Origin of the sequence: Hominenteromicrobium mulieris, assembly GCF_046197855.1 — a bacterium.
In the GTDB taxonomy this organism is placed as follows: domain Bacteria; phylum Bacillota; class Clostridia; order Oscillospirales; family Acutalibacteraceae; genus Hominenteromicrobium; species Hominenteromicrobium mulieris.
Genome location: NZ_CP173188.1, coordinates 344312 through 358760, shown reverse-complemented (window position 1 = coordinate 358760; position 14449 = coordinate 344312). Strand labels below are relative to the sequence as shown.

At 55.2% G+C, this 14449-nt stretch carries 14 protein-coding genes; 2 read left to right on the top strand and 12 right to left on the bottom strand.

The window, feature by feature from the left end; genetic code table 11:
* The first annotated feature begins 64 nt into the window (after positions 1-64).
* Both ACI0CA_RS01775 and ACI0CA_RS01770 read left to right on the top strand, forming a co-directional pair.
* Positions 65-532, top strand: a complete 468-nt coding sequence (locus ACI0CA_RS01775) for a carboxypeptidase-like regulatory domain-containing protein (protein ID WP_412394390.1) — start codon at positions 65-67, stop codon at positions 530-532.
* A gap of 4 nt (positions 533-536) precedes the next feature.
* Positions 537-1892, top strand: a complete 1356-nt coding sequence (locus ACI0CA_RS01770) for a peptidoglycan-binding protein (protein WP_418932051.1) — start codon at positions 537-539, stop codon at positions 1890-1892.
* 60 nt (positions 1893-1952) lie between these two features.
* Here the strand turns inward: ACI0CA_RS01770 and ACI0CA_RS01765 are convergent, their stop codons facing one another.
* The 12 genes from ACI0CA_RS01765 to ACI0CA_RS01710 all read right to left on the bottom strand — a co-directional run bounded on the left by ACI0CA_RS01765 (position 1953) and on the right by ACI0CA_RS01710 (position 14414).
* Complete coding sequence (locus ACI0CA_RS01765; RefSeq protein ID WP_418932050.1) at positions 1953-2471, bottom strand: helix-turn-helix domain-containing protein; 519 nt, start codon at positions 2469-2471, stop codon at positions 1953-1955.
* Positions 2472-2609: 138 nt separating this feature from the next.
* Positions 2610-3467: an aminoglycoside 6-adenylyltransferase gene (gene ant(6) / locus ACI0CA_RS01760; protein ID WP_308449231.1), complete on the bottom strand. Its 858-nt coding sequence runs from the start codon at positions 3465-3467 to the stop codon at positions 2610-2612.
* 100 nt (positions 3468-3567) lie between these two features.
* Positions 3568-4071 carry a GNAT family N-acetyltransferase gene (locus ACI0CA_RS01755; protein ID WP_412358216.1) on the bottom strand — a complete coding sequence of 168 codons (504 nt, stop codon included), beginning with the start codon at positions 4069-4071 and terminating at the stop codon, positions 3568-3570.
* A 16-nt stretch (positions 4072-4087) separates the two neighbouring features.
* Entirely contained in the window at positions 4088-5197 is a 1110-nt protein-coding gene (locus ACI0CA_RS01750) for a hypothetical protein (protein ID WP_308449229.1), read from the bottom strand.
* A gap of 223 nt (positions 5198-5420) precedes the next feature.
* A complete protein-coding gene (locus ACI0CA_RS01745; protein ID WP_446806598.1) occupies positions 5421-6503 on the bottom strand; it encodes an acyltransferase in 1083 nt (360 codons plus the stop codon).
* 11 nt (positions 6504-6514) lie between these two features.
* Positions 6515-7327: a hypothetical protein gene (locus tag ACI0CA_RS01740; RefSeq protein ID WP_395591119.1), complete on the bottom strand. Its 813-nt coding sequence runs from the start codon at positions 7325-7327 to the stop codon at positions 6515-6517.
* A gap of 34 nt (positions 7328-7361) precedes the next feature.
* On the bottom strand, positions 7362-9296 hold the full coding sequence (locus ACI0CA_RS01735) for an SH3 domain-containing protein (RefSeq protein WP_446807024.1): 1935 nt from the start codon (positions 9294-9296) through the stop codon (positions 7362-7364).
* Between the two features lie 144 nt (positions 9297-9440).
* Entirely contained in the window at positions 9441-10898 is a 1458-nt protein-coding gene (locus tag ACI0CA_RS01730) for a TrkH family potassium uptake protein (protein WP_412947522.1), read from the bottom strand.
* A 15-nt stretch (positions 10899-10913) separates the two neighbouring features.
* Complete coding sequence (trkA, locus tag ACI0CA_RS01725; protein ID WP_176819856.1) at positions 10914-12278, bottom strand: Trk system potassium transporter TrkA; 1365 nt, start codon at positions 12276-12278, stop codon at positions 10914-10916.
* A 264-nt stretch (positions 12279-12542) separates the two neighbouring features.
* Positions 12543-13043, bottom strand: a complete 501-nt coding sequence (locus ACI0CA_RS01720; RefSeq protein ID WP_417418110.1) for a GNAT family N-acetyltransferase — start codon at positions 13041-13043, stop codon at positions 12543-12545.
* Between the two features lie 40 nt (positions 13044-13083).
* Positions 13084-14133: a hypothetical protein gene (locus ACI0CA_RS01715; RefSeq protein ID WP_446806600.1), complete on the bottom strand. Its 1050-nt coding sequence runs from the start codon at positions 14131-14133 to the stop codon at positions 13084-13086.
* Positions 14133-14414 (bottom strand): DUF3795 domain-containing protein, encoded by a 282-nt coding sequence (locus tag ACI0CA_RS01710; RefSeq protein ID WP_308449222.1) that lies wholly within the window; start codon positions 14412-14414, stop codon positions 14133-14135. Before ACI0CA_RS01710 ends, ACI0CA_RS01715 begins: the two co-directional genes overlap by 1 nt.
* Positions 14415-14449: the final 35 nt, after the last annotated feature.

The window sequence follows — 14449 nt, the reverse complement described above, 5'->3', positions numbered from 1 at the left end:
ACGAAAGTGGGCACTCTTTTCCCCTCTGCCGCTTATACTGGGGGTAGGTAAAAGGAGGGACTTTATGGACAGAGACGTCAAGCAGAACATAGTGGAGAACGCGCCGATTGAAAATCCGCCGGAGGGCGGCGCGGGGCGCGATCCTTTGCAGGATCTCTCACCCGAGGCGTGCACGTTTGAGGTGTTTCAACAGCTAAACTCCAAAACGGGCACGCTGCGCGTGCAGGCGTATGCGGGACAGCGGACATTCCCCGTCCCCGGCGCTTCGGTACTTGTGACGCACGACTTTGCGGACGGCACGCGGCGGTTTTCTGCCGGGGTGACGGACGAGAGCGGTGTTTTCGGCGACATTTTGCTGCCCGCACCGAATAACGCGTTGGCGCAGTCGCCGACGGGCGAGATGCCGTATGCGCTTTACGATATACGCGTGAGCCACCCGGGATGCCGCACGGAAATTTACCGCGCGGTGCCTGTTTTCCCCGGTGTGACGTCGATACAGCCGGTGCAGTTTTTGGCGGTCGGTGAGGGGTGATGCTATGCCGAACAATATAGACACGCCCGTTGTGCCGGAATACATCACGGTGCACCTTGGGCTGCCGGACCAACCGGCCGAGAATGTGCGCGTACCGTTTGTGGCGTACATTAAAAACGTTGCTTCGAGCGAGATCTACCCGAACTGGCCGGAAAGCGCGATACATGCGAATATTCTGGCGCAGATTTCTTACGCAATGAACCGCATTTACACGGAGTATTACCGTAGCCGCGGGTATGACTTTGACATCACCTCGACAACGCAGTACGATCAGAAGTTTATTTTGAACCGCGATATTTTTGAAAACATCTCGCAGATCGTCGATCATATTTTCAACGATTACGTCGTAAAGCAAGGCACGGTGCAGCCGTATTTTACGCAGTACTGCAACGGCACGACCTCGACATGCCCGGGGCTTTCGCAGTGGGGCACGGTGGGATTAGCGCGGCAGGGGCTTGTGCCGTATGAGATTTTACAGCGTTTCTACGGCGATGACATCAACATTGTGTTCAACGCACCTGTTGGGAACAACGAGGAATCATACCCCGGTGTGGCGTTAAGACTCGGGAGCATCGTCGAAAGTGTGCGCGTGCTGCAAAGGGAGCTGAACCGCATCGGCGACAATTACCCGGCGATTCCGCGCATTCCGCAGATCAGCGTGTATTACGACCTGCCGACCGAAAATGCGGTGCGGGCGTTCCAGAAAATTTTCAATTTAACGCCCGACGGCGTGGTTGGTAAGGCGACATGGTACAAAATCAAGCTCATATACAGCGGCATCAAGCAATTAAACGAGCTGATGAGCGAGGGCATCACGCCCGAGGATGCCGAGCGATTCTACCCGCCGGAGCTGAAAGAGGGAGACAGCGGCAAGGCGGTAGAACAGATGCAGAACTTACTGACGATCATTGCGTATTTTGACAATTCCATTCCCCTGCCCGCGATGAACGGCGTATTTGACGCACGGACGAAAAATTCGCTCATGGCCTTCCAAACGCAGTACGGACTGGAGCCGACGGGCGTACTCAACCGGCAAAGCGCGAATATGCTGCTTTCCGTTTACCGCGACACGCGGGCGATGGCGACGGAAAACGGGAAATCCGTAAGTCGTCTTATCTACCCCGGGCGGGCAATCCTCAGGGGACGCACAGGCGCGGATGTGGAAGATTTGCAATCGCTCATCAACCGCGCAGCGGCACAAAACGCATTTATCCCGCAGGTCGCGGAAGACGGGATCTTCGGCGAGGCAACGGAGAATGCCGTGAAGGCCGTGCAGGCGCACGAAGGGTTAGACGTGAACGGCGTCGTAGGGCCGCTGACGTGGCAGGCTTTGCTGCGGCTTAGCGGGCTTTCTCCGTAGTGACAAAATGAAAAAGCACGCAGGAATTTAAGCCTGCGTGCTTTTATTTTGCCCTAACTATTACTCTTTGCCGATAAAGATGTATTCACGGATGAGAATGAGGATGCCGCAGAGGGTAAGGGCGGCACTGACAATGAACGGTGCTAAGATCCAGGAATCGAACAGCGCGGTGCCGTAGCGGCCGAGGTTTGTCCGCCATTCCGTGAGCGTCTGCGCGTAAAGACCCGCGCCGACGAGCGTTGCATTGAGCGAGATGATGCCGAAAATGAGCAGGAACCAGCCGAAATGCATGCGCATGCTTTGGCGCTTCATTCGCTTTTCTGCGGCGCGCTGTTCCGTTTCTCTGTTGTTTTCGGCGGAGGCTGCGCTTTGCGGGGCTTCGTCAATATCCAATAATAAATAATCGGTCGTGACATGGAAAATGCGGCTTAGCTGAATAACCTTTTCGGTATCCGGCACGGCTTCACCCGTTTCCCAGCGGGAAACCGCCTGGCGCGAGATGTTGAGTTCGTTTGCGAGCTTTTCCTGCGACATGCCGGCGCGTTTGCGGCAAGCGGCGATTTTGGCTCCTATGGTCATACGGAAGACCTCCTTTTGCTGGGCTCATTTTATACGAAAACCGTGGGAAAAGCCACCATGTCAACTTGGAATTTCCGCAATTTTGAGTTGCGGCGGGCGATTTTCGGGGAATTTTGCAGACTCTTTTGGGGAGAGGCGTTATTTTGCTTCGTATTCCGCGTACATATCGCGGACGTAGCGGGAGACGTTTTCGTCGTAATCGGGATAGGTGTAGCCGTATTTTGCGGCGAAATTTTTGGCAGCATCTCGGAAGAGCTCGTGGCAGGTGAAAAGCGACCGCCATGTGTTTTCCACAGAATCTGTGCGATACGTGGAAAGAAGCGCTTGCCACTGCTCTGCGGGGAGATATTGACCGATGAATTTATAGTTTTTGCCGACGCTGAACGTGAAGCCGTATGCGCTGCCGACCTGCCACGAGAGCATGCGAAGAAGTTCATTGCGCATCATCGCAAGCAAGTCGATGGCGAATAACAGCTCGCGGCGGCAGAGGCCCTTGACGACATATATCGTGATATTCCAGAACTCGTTGCAGCAGTCGTCAAAGCTGCGGGCGCCGGGCTTTTGAATGTGATATTCTTTGTCTGTAGGGGTGGGCTTTTCTTCGACGCGACCGTCTTTATCGAGCAAAATCTCGCGCAGACCGTCGCCGTTTAAATAGTCTTCGAGCGCGGTGAGGGGCAAAATCGTGAGGTCGATCTTGTTGTAATCCGTGAAGAACATCAAGAAGCTGTACCCATCCTCGACGGCGGGGAAAAGCTCCATGTCCTCGGGCTTTTGCATGATGAGGCGCTCGCCGAAGACATTTACCCATGTGTCGTCTTCGGTGTAGAGCGCGGGGTCATCGACAAAATAGGTGACATCGAAATCCTGAAAACGGTCTTTCGGGATGTTTTGATTCGTGCGCGAGCCTTCCATGCCGACGACACGGATGTGCGCGTCGTTTTCGGCACGGGAGAGGATGAGATTCATCATTTCTTCGGGGGTTCTTTGGGTCATGGCGGGCTCCTTTTTATCGGTCTTCATCAAAAACGATCCGGACCGTTTTGTTGAAGTCTGTCTGTTTTTATCAGTTGTCCGTGATCACAAATGATGAAGATCACCGATCTTCATCATTTGGAAAGTGATCCCAAAAGTTTTCAAATTCTGTGTTTGTGATGGTTCCGCTGCTGACTAAAATTTCGTACTGCTCGCCCTGCCAGATGTAACGTACCTCGGACGGGGTGTAGCCGTTGCGCAGGTAGAATGCGCGGCGCAGGTGGCGCTGGGGCTCGTTTTCGGCGGTAGGAATGTCGAGCTCCAAGTCGGCGATGAAGCGGTTTTTCGGGTACAGCGTGTGCATGAGCTTTAGCGCTTCGCTGCCGTAGCCGTGCTCGCGATACTGCTCATCGATGGCGAAATACAGAATGTGCGTGATGCCGCCGTAGGTGAGCAGGCTTGCAAAGCCGCAGAAGTTTTCGTCTTTGTCGTAGAAGCCGACGAAATCGTGGCCGTCGTGCCGCATGAGACCGCAAATGGGCGTACGCTCGTTTGCGGGGAACGCGCGGACGTAGAGGTTTTCGGTGCGGTGAAAATCTTTAGAGTGCTCCGTGATCTTTTCCATGTGGAGTGTGGACATGTCAAGGTTCCTTTCGGTGTTTTTCGGCAGCAAGCTCCATGAGCTCGCGCTCGGTTTCGACATCGGCGGGGGCGGGATAACGCAGCGCGACGCGCTCGAATTGCAGGCGGATTTTTCGCGCGGCTTCGGCGTCGTTCCCATACAGAAGCGCCATGGCATACTCCGTACGCAGGGCAGCGAGGTTTCCCCCATTGTGCGAGCGAAAAAGCTCCCACGCGGGCGTTTTATAGCCTGCGGCGGACTTGTCTTCCATGAGGCAGAGGTAAACGCAGTTATTGAGCAGATCGCCCTGCAATGGGAAGGGGCCTTCTGTGTTCTGCGCGAAAATGCGGTCGGCAATCTCTAAAGCCTCCGTGAAACGGTGCTCATCCATGCGTTTGCAGTGAAGCTGAAACGCTTCCTCTGCGCCGTCTGCCATGCGGAGCTCATAATCGCGCGGCATGTGAAGCCAGTCTTTCGGCATATCGCGCATACGCACGCCGGAGAGCTCGGCAGCAAGGCGGTTTAACTTTGCGTGGCAACGTGAAAGACTTTCTTTCGTTTTGCCGGCCATGACGGCGCTGCACGCGTGGTTGATGTAGTTTTCCGTGCGCAGCGGGATGAAATTTATAAGCGCCGACCAGAAGAAGAGAAACGCGGCTTCTGCGGCTGCGCAAAGCGCGAGGGGCACTACGCGAAACCGCACGGCCAAAAACGCGGCACAGGCGGCGAGGAGCAGGTTGAAAATGCTGCCGCCGAGGTAGTAAAGCTTATACGGGAAACGTCCGTTTTCCATGGGCGGCGGCACCATGATGCAGTTGAGCTTTTTGGATGATGTGCGGCACAGGCGCAGCTTTCCCCTTTGCTTTGCGAGTGTGAACCGACCGAAGGAGAAGGACGAAAACTTGTAGCCCGTTAAAAGCCCGCAAAGCAGGCGACCGAGCTCCTCCGTAAAGGCCGCGAGGTAGTATAAAAACGCCATTAAAAACACTAAAATAAGCGTGACGGCGGCCGCTTTTCCGGAGCTGAAATGCCCCGGGTAAAACGTTTTTTCCAGATACCGAATGCACAAAAGGCAAGCGACGACGGGTATGCAATCGAGAACAGTCAGAATACGGGACTTGATGAACATGGCAGCGCCTCCCCTTTTTCTTTGATTGTAGCGGAAAAAGCACAAAAATGTCAAGCAAAAAGCGCGTATTCTTTTGCAGTTTCTTCCTTTTTAGGGTGAAACTGTGATATACCGCGTATGTATGCGGCATGATATTTCCATTTTGGAGGAAATGAATATAGCCGTCTTCAACCGATAGGATAATGGAGGCACATTTCACAAGAAAGTGTGCCTCCAAATTCGTTTACAGGATTTTCTTAACCCCGGGGATCTTCTTCAGAATCCACGTTAGGATGAACGAGACAAAGAAGATGCCGAGGGTCAGGCCGATCAAAACAAACGGACTGCCTGCGCCGTAGGGGTGGAGCTTCGTGTGCTTTAAAATACCGCGCACAAAGATCATGTGGATGAGATAAATGCCGAACGAACATTTATCAATCTCCAAAACGAACTTGCCGAAAACGCCGGGAGATTTTTCTTTTCGCGGTGCGCCGGTTTTGTCTGCCGCGCAGCCAAACAGCGTGAACACGCCGACGGACTGGAGAATGACAAAAATGGAAGAATAGCCGTAGAACACGCCTGCGGCCTTTACGGTGCCGTTTTCTTTCAGCACGGTGAACAGGACGACCGCCGCTGTGCCGATGAGGAGAAACAGCAGGCCAAGCCCGCGATTCACGCGCCACACGCCCTGCCGCAATGCGTAGCCGCAGAAGAGGTAGAACGGGTAAATGGCGGAAACGCAGATATAAAACCCGACGGAGATGCCGAACGTTTTTAAAACGGGCACAAGCGACAGGAAGATGACGTAGACAATCATGAGATAGCGCAGCTCCCCCGCCGTGCTGTTCGACGCGATCTTGTGGTAGAACGGCAAAAGAAGATAGATGCCGATCATGAGGTAGAGATACCAGACGTGCGACCACGAGGTGCCGGAGAAAATCTCATAAAAGCCCGAAAGCAGCGTTTCGGCATTGACGGGCTCGTGATTGACGAGGATCTCCAGTGCGCGGAACAGAAGACAAAACACGACGAGCGCGATGAGCATGCGCGGAATGTACTTTGTGAGGCATTTTTTCACCGTGACGGGGTGCTCCGGGTTTAAAAGCAGCGCACCCGAAACCATTAAAAAGCACGGCACCGCCCACATCATGTTGTTGACGACGATGTTGGAGAGGAGGGCTTGCGTGGCAGATGCTTCCTCCGGGAAAAGGGACACGGCACAGAACACCGTGTGCAGAAGCACGATGGCAAGGCACGCCGCAGCGCGCAGATAAGAGAACGAATAGACGCGAAAGGTGTTTGCGGAAGTCCCTGCTTCCGCTCTCATGTGGCGGCTCATCAGTTGAACAGCGCGCCGTTCACGCAGCCTTCCTGCCCGCCGTTATCCGGGTTTTCCGGGGCAGCGGGTTCTTCATAGCTCGGTTCCTCGTAGGAAGGCTCCTCATAAGAGGGCTCCTCATAAGAGGGCTCTTCATACGACGGTTCTTCGTAGGTGGGCTCTTCCGTAACGACCTCTGCCGCAGATGCGGGCTTTTCTTCGGTCTGTACGGAAACTTCGCCGTTTTCCGCTTCCTTTGTGGCGCGTTCCGCTTCTTTGGTATCGATCTTTTCCTTCGTGGAAACGGAGGTGTATGTGATGTAGGCAATGTCATCCTCTAAAAGGACAGTGCCTTCTTTGATATCTTCAAACGGGAAGCCGTGCAAAACGTAGGTCTTGCCGTCCTTCAGGGTGAGCTGCACATCATAGCGCGGGGAGACAAAATATTCGTCGCCGGAGCCGGAGGATTCCTCTTCCGTTTTGGGCGTGTAGTAAAGCTCGAACTTTTCGTCCTTTGCGAGGGTCTCGCCCTTTTTCATCATGCTCTCCGGGAACTTTTCCTCGCTGCCGGTCTTAACGGACACGGCGGTGATCTCCTGCTTTGTGCCGTTTTCAAGCGTGACGCAGAAGGTATCTTTGCTGTCGGACTTTTCGCCGACGACTTTCAGCTCCGGAACAGGTGTGGCGGTGGGCTCTGCCGTGGCCGTGGGGGCTGCGGTGGGAGACGGTGTGGCTTCTGCGGAAGACGAATTCTCCGCAGCGGAGCAGCCGGCGCAAAGCACGAGCGCCGCGCAGACAAACGCCAACGCGCCCGTTTTCATTTTATTGTACATGGGGTAAATTTCCTTTCCGATTTAGGGTTTGCCGTTAATCTACACGGGCGTAGTCGATATACTTGAACGTACCGGACATACCGTAGTTGATCTGGTAGCCGTTGCCGTAACCGCCGTACTCGAAATTCGGGTCGAACACGTAGGTGGTGCCGTTCATGTCAATCTCGACCCACCCGTGGCGGCCGCGGCCGTTATACGTGCGGATGTAGCCCTCAACAAGGTGTGCATCATAGCCGAGCAGCTTTGCCATTTTCTGGAATGTAGCTGCCATGACGTAGCAGTTGCCCTTGTGATTGTCAAAGCCGAAGTTTGCGTACCACTCGGAATGGACGCTGTTGCCGGTGACCTCCGGGCCAAGTGTGTAATACGGAAGTGCGTGTGCGGACCAGTTGTAGGCCGCGCGCAGATCCCAGCCGATCGTATCGAGGACGGCTTTTGCTTTCTGTTCGGCTTCGGTGAGCGTGGAGGGATCGGTGGCCTCCTCTTTCTTGACGCTGTTGATGTCGCCGGAGGTGACGGTGACATATTGGGCATAGAGGTAACCCTCTGTGCCATCGGAAAGTTTTACTTTATACCAGGTGTTTGTGGCTTCCGTGACCGTGACAGCGGTGTTATTGCCGACAACGCGGATAACGCCGTAATTTGTGCCTGCACCCTTGCGCAGGTTGACGTCTGCCGTGGTCTTGGCGCGGACGGTGCCGTCTGCCGGGGTCTCGGTGGGCGCGGGCGTTGCGGTAGCGGAAGTGATCTTGATGTACTGTGCGTAAATGTAGCCGGTGGAGCCGTTAGCAAGGCGGACGGCGTACCACTGGGAGTTGCTTGTATCCGTTACGGTAATCGCAGTGCCGGACGGAATGACGCCCTTAGAGCTGTAATTTGTGCCCGGGCCCGTGCGGAAGTTGACATACTCCGTTGTCTTGGCGGTCTGTTCTTTAGACGGATCGGACGGCGTGGGGGTCGGTGTGGGCGCAGGCGTTGCCGTTGCGGACGGTGTGCTCGTGATTTTGATGTACTGCGCGAAAATGTAGCCCGTGGAACCGTTAGCAAGGCGGACGGCGTACCACTGGGAGTTGCTTGTATCCGTTACGGTGACGGTGGTGCCGAGGGAAATGACACCCTTGGAGCTGTAATTTGTGCCCGGGCCCGTGCGGAAGTTGACGTACTCCGTTGTCTTGGCGGTCTTTTCATTTGCCGGGTCAGACGGTGCGGGCGTAGCCGTAGGCGCGGACGTATTGCCCGTGAGCTTCAAATACTGCGCAAAAATGTAGCCCGTGGAGCCGTTAGACAGGCGAACGGCGTACCACTGGGAATTGCTCGTATCCGTCACGGTGACGGTGGTGCCGAGGGAAATGACACCCTTAGAGCTGTAATTTGTACCGGGGCCGGTGCGGAAATTGACGTACTCCGTCGTTTTCGCACTCTGCTCCGCTTCGGGGTTTGAAGGTGCAGGTGTGGGTTCTGCCGGTGCGGACGGCGTGCCGACATTGCCCGTGATGCGGATATACTCCGCATAGATATAGCCGGTGGAGCCGTTCGTAAGGCGTACAGCATACCACTGGGAATTGCCGGTATCCGTGACGATGATGCCGGTGCCGGAGCCGATAACGGCTTTGGAATTATAATTTGTGCCGGGGCCGGAGCGGAAGTTCACATCCGCAGTGGTTTTAGCATTTACCTCCCCGTCTTCGGTAGTATTGCTGCCGGAAACGGAAATGTACTCGGCGTAAATGTAGCCGGTGGAGCCGTCAGAGAGGCGCACGGCATACCACTCGGAATTGCTCGTATCGGTAACGGTGATGCCTGTGCCGGACGGAATGACACCCTTAGAGCTGTAATTTGTGCCCGGACCTGTGCGGAAATTGACATATTCCGTCGTTTTGGCGGAGACCTCCTCCGCAGAGACCGCAAACGGCATTGCCGAAGCGAGCAGCAACGCGGAAAGCAACAGCGCCGTACCCTTTCGGATCATACGTTTTCTGTATTGCATTTGTTTTCACCTATCCTTAAAAACCCTGAGTTCGATCTGTTTTAAATGCAGATCTCTATAAGCTGATTTGATTATAACGCATTTTAGCGTTTGATGCAATTTATCCGTGCAAATTTATTGCAAAATTTATCTTCTGCGGCTCCAGGTGTCGGGGCTGAGGAGGAGCAGGAGAGGGAAAATCTCGAGTCTGCCGAGGAGCATATCGAGCGAGAGGACGATCTTCGAAAGATCGCTGTAAATGCTGAAATTTTGTGTGGCGCCGACAAGCTCAAAGCCGGGGCCGATATTGTTGAAGCAGGACGCAACGGCGGAGAAATTGGTACCGATGGAAAAGCCGTCCACCGAGATGATGGCGAAGCTAAGCACGAGGATGACGCAGTAAATGGCAAGATAGGCGTTGACGTTGTCGCAGACCTCTTCGCTGACGGCGCGGCCGTCCATATAAACGGGCTGCACGCGGCGCGGGTGGAGCGCCTTGCGGATGGTGCGGCGAATGCTCTTCATCAGGAGCAAAACGCGGGATACCTTGAGACCGCCGCCCGTGCTGCCTGCGCTGGCACCGATGAACATGAGCGAAAGCAGGATTGCTTTGGAAAACGCCGGCCACTGCTCGAAATCGACCGTGCCGTAGCCCGTTGTGGTCATGATGCTGACGACCTGAAACGCCGCGTGGTGCACGGACTCGTAGACCGTATTGTACATGCGGCTGATGTTGATGGCGATGAGAACGATGGAGCCTGCGGCGATGCCGAAATACAGGCGAAGCTCCTCGTTTTTGAACACCGCTTTGAACTTGCGGAGCAAGAGCATGTAATAAAGGCTGAAGTTCACGCCGAAGAGGAACATGAACACGGTGACGACGGTTTGCAGGAAGTAGCTGTATCCGCCCATGCTGCTGTTTTTAATGGCAAAGCCGCCGGTGCCGGCCGTGCCGAACGCAATGCAGAAGCTGTCGAACACAGGCATGCCGCCGAGCAAAAGACACACAATGCACAGCGCGGTAAGCAAAATGTAGATGCCGTATAAAATCATAGCGGTTTGGCGCAGGTGCGGCGTTAATTTATCGACGCTCGGGCCGGGGCTTTCCGCACGCATGAGATAGATGCCGGTGCCGCCGTTTTTGCGCGCGCCGGGCACGACCGCGAGGAGGAACACGAGCACACCCATGCCGCCGAGCCAATGGCTGAAGCTGCGCCAGAAAAGGTTGCAGCGCGAGAGCGCTTCGACGTCTGTCAGGATAGACGCGCCGGTCGTTGTAAAGCCGGAGACCATCTCAAAAAACGCATCGACGTAGCTCGGGATCTGGCCGCTTAAAAAGAACGGCAGTGCGCCGAACGCGGACATGAAAATCCACGAAAGACCCGTTGCGGCAAAGCCCTCCTGTGCGGAGAACATGCGGTTGCCGCCGCGGCTGAACAGCAAAAGCGCGCTGCCGACGAGCAGAATGAGACACAGCGACTCGATGTAGGCGAGTATATTTCTCGGCTCGTGATCGATGACGGCGATGAGCAGCGGGAAAAGCTGAAAAATGCCCGTGATGAGCAAAATCAAGCCGACGGTGCGGCTGATACTTTTAACATTCATTGTGCAGCCGCTCCTTTACACAAAAATGTCGTTGAACTGCAAAACCGGCTGCTCACGCGTGGTAACGACGATGACGGTATCGCCGAGCTGATAGTACGATTCGCCGTCCGGAATGACCGTGTTGCCGTGGTGTGTGATGCAGGAGATCAGAATATTTTTCTTTAAGCGCAGGCGCAGGTTTTTCAACGGCTCACCGATATACTTTGACTGCTTATTGACGATGAACTCCAGCGCTTCGGCACGGCCGTCTGCAATGCGGTGCAGCGTGACGGCGGCACCCGTTTGGTGCTGCATGGCGCGCACATACTGCACGATATTCGCGCTGCACAGCTCCTTCGGGCTGACGACGCTGCCGATGGGGAGCGTTTCCACCATGCCGGTCGTCATGATGCGGTTGACCTTTGTGACAATGTGCGGCACGCCCTTTGCGTTGCCGACCATGGAGGTGATGATGTTCTGCTCATCAATGCCGGTGAGTGTGACAAGAGCGTCCGTTTCGTTGAGACCCTCCGCCTCCAGAATTTCCTGGTTGGCGCCGTCTGCGCAGATGATCGCCGCCTCCGGCAGCATCTGTGCGAGCTGTTCACTGCGCTGGGGGTTGTTTTCGATGATCTTGACATGGACGTCCGCGCCGATGAGCATTTGCGCGAGGTAATAGCTGACGCGGCCGCCGCCGATGAGCATGGCGTGGCGGATCTTTTTCTGCGTGATGCCGAGGCGCTTCATGAGGTAGGAAAGCACCGTGACCGGCGCGGTGACGTAGATGTGGTCGCCACGGCGCAGCATGGTATCGCCGGACGGAATGAGTGCGTGGCCGTCACGGATGACGGCGCAGACGAGCACCTTGCAGCCCAGCACGTGCGGCAGGTGATTTAAAATGACGTTTTCGAGCGGGCTGCGCTCCAAAACGCGCAGCTCGACAATCTCTACACGGCCTTTTGCGAATGTTTCGCGCTTTAAGAAGCCCGGTAATTGCAGAAGACGGAAAATCTCCTTTGCCGCCTCGCGCTCCGGGTTGATGATGAGCGAAAGGCCGAACTCGCCGCGCATCATGTAGAGCTGTTCTCTGTATTCAGGGCTGCGCACACGCGCGATGGTGTGCAGCGTGGGGTTCATTTTTCTTGCTGTAAGACAGCACAGCAGGTTGATTTCATCGGCGCTTGTGGCGGCGATGAGCACTTCTGCCTGCTGTACCTTCGCTTCGTTCAGCGTGGCCATGGTGGCGCAGTTGCCCACCACGGTCATGACGTCGAACTGCTGCATATCCCGTTCCAAAACCGCCCGATTGGAATCGATGGTCACAAGGTCGTGACCCTCCTGTGAGAGCAGACGCGTAAGCGCAAGACCCACTTTTCCGTCACCGGCAATAATGATCCTCATTTCTTTTTCCTTTCTCGAACCGCTTTCGGTATATCCCGAACCGAAAACTTCCTAAACACGTAATACTCCTCCCGGGACGACACGTTTCCCCTTTGTATCGCCATGGGCATACATGGGTAGTATACACCCAAAGCGGTATATTGTATAGTGGCATTTTGTCCGTTTTTGCGGGGCGGCTTTCGGCGAGTTTGTAGAAAGTCTGCGGGAAGATGAAATCCACGCAAAAGCGCAGCCGGTATGTTAAATACACGGCTGCGCTTTTTACTATCGGTAATATTTTTTGTCCGGGCGCGTGAGGGGGTGCTCGTAACGGTAAAAAAGATGCGGGGCTTCGCCGCACTGCACGACGCGAGATGTGCCGTCGCGCGTAAAGCCGGCGGCTTCAAAGAATTCGCGGGCGCGGCGGTTTCCGGCGGGCAGCCAGACCTTGCAGATCTTAAAGCCGCTGATGTAGAGGATGGCGAGAGCGTCCTCTACAAAAGCGCGACCAATACCGCTGTGCTGCGCTTTCGGAAGGACACACAGCGAGAAAATTTCCGCGCAGTAGGGGGTGTCGGCATCACGGCAGGCGTAACGGCAGCAAAAGCCGACGACTTCGCCGTTTTGCTCTGCGGCCATGATGTACTCGAACCCGATCTTTTTATCTTCGAGCAGTTTATTCGGGTCAAAAAGCGCCGAAATATCTTCGGTCAGCGTTGTGCGCGCGATGTGTTTGAAAGCGGGCAGGTCTTCCCAATCGGCGGGACGGAGCGTAAAGCTTTGCATAAAATCACCTCGGCTTGACTACGAATAAGGTCGACGGATTTTACGGCTTCTTCCCCATAAATCTTTGCGGCAGCGCACCGAAATTTACGGTTTGCACGGCGGCGATGATCTCCTCTTTCCGTGATAAAAGGCTTGCGTCATCTATGCGCACGTCGTTTAAATCGTACGGGCCGTTGCGGAAGTGGCCGACGACCGCGCCGTGGAACACGCCGTCGATGAGAAGATATTGCAGTGGGTCACAGTCATACGGCAAACCCTCTGTGAGGGATTTTGCAAGCGATTTTAACGCCGGCTCGAACGCTTTATAGAGCGGGTCATTGCGGTGGAGCGCATAGACGCTGTGAAATTCGGGCGCGGTGTAGGTTTTGAGCGTTTCTGCGTCTTCTTTTAGGAGATAGCCGCCGTCGGACTCGACCAAAACGTCTTCGGACACGAGCCCGGCTATCGCGAGCTTGATCTCTTTTTCGGGCAATTTGTAAAACGATTTCGCCATGGCGGGCGTGAACCACACAAAGCGGTGCGCAAAACAGCGGAGGACGATTTTGAGGGCTTCCGTTTTGGTATAGCGGTCGAGGCTAAAATCGGAAAAAAATTCGCCGAAGCGATACCAGCCGCGATCCCACTCGCCGTCGTACTGGTCTTCGTAGATGAGAAATGCCTCCTGCAAGCGGTGCAGGGCGGGCGTGATCTCCTTGACGAGCAGGCCGCTTTCCTCTTTCAGCTGCCCGATGGTGTACGGGCCGGACATTTCGATGCGCTCTAACAGCATTTGCTGCGTCATCGTCGCGTTTTTGAGCGGCTTGCGGTACAGCGCTGCGAAAAGCTCGAGGTCTTCGGGCAAGATCCAGCCGAGGTTGCCGCCCGCAAAGCGCCCTTTGATGAGTTCACGGCGGAACTGACGGCTTTTATTATAGGCGAGGTCGTCGAAATCCGCGCGGAACGAAAGCGTGGGCGGTTGCCCAAAGCCGTTCCAGTAGACATTCTGCCCGGGCTGGAGATCACGGTACAACGCGTCGTATTCGGTTTCATTCGCCGGGGTGAGGAGATGCTGGCGCTCCATGCGCAGGGCGCGTATTTTTTCATCGTACATTACGGTTTTCCTTTCGTTTCCGCGCGCCATATTCGGCACTGTTCCACGCGTGCGCCGTGCGGCGTATCGCCCTGCTCGGGATCGCATGTATAGCTCCATAACAACTCACAGGGCAGTTCCGGACATTCTCCGCAGTGGTAAAAGCCTTTTTCCTGACAGCACTGCGCCACAGGGCAAGCTCCGTGGAACGGGTGTCCGTTTGTCTCTATACAGCCGCCGCACCCGCAGGGCTCTTTATACGTACAGGTCGTGCAATGCAGTCCGCATCTTGAATCGATCATGTGTGTTCCTCCTAAATTATGATATTCAGATCGTA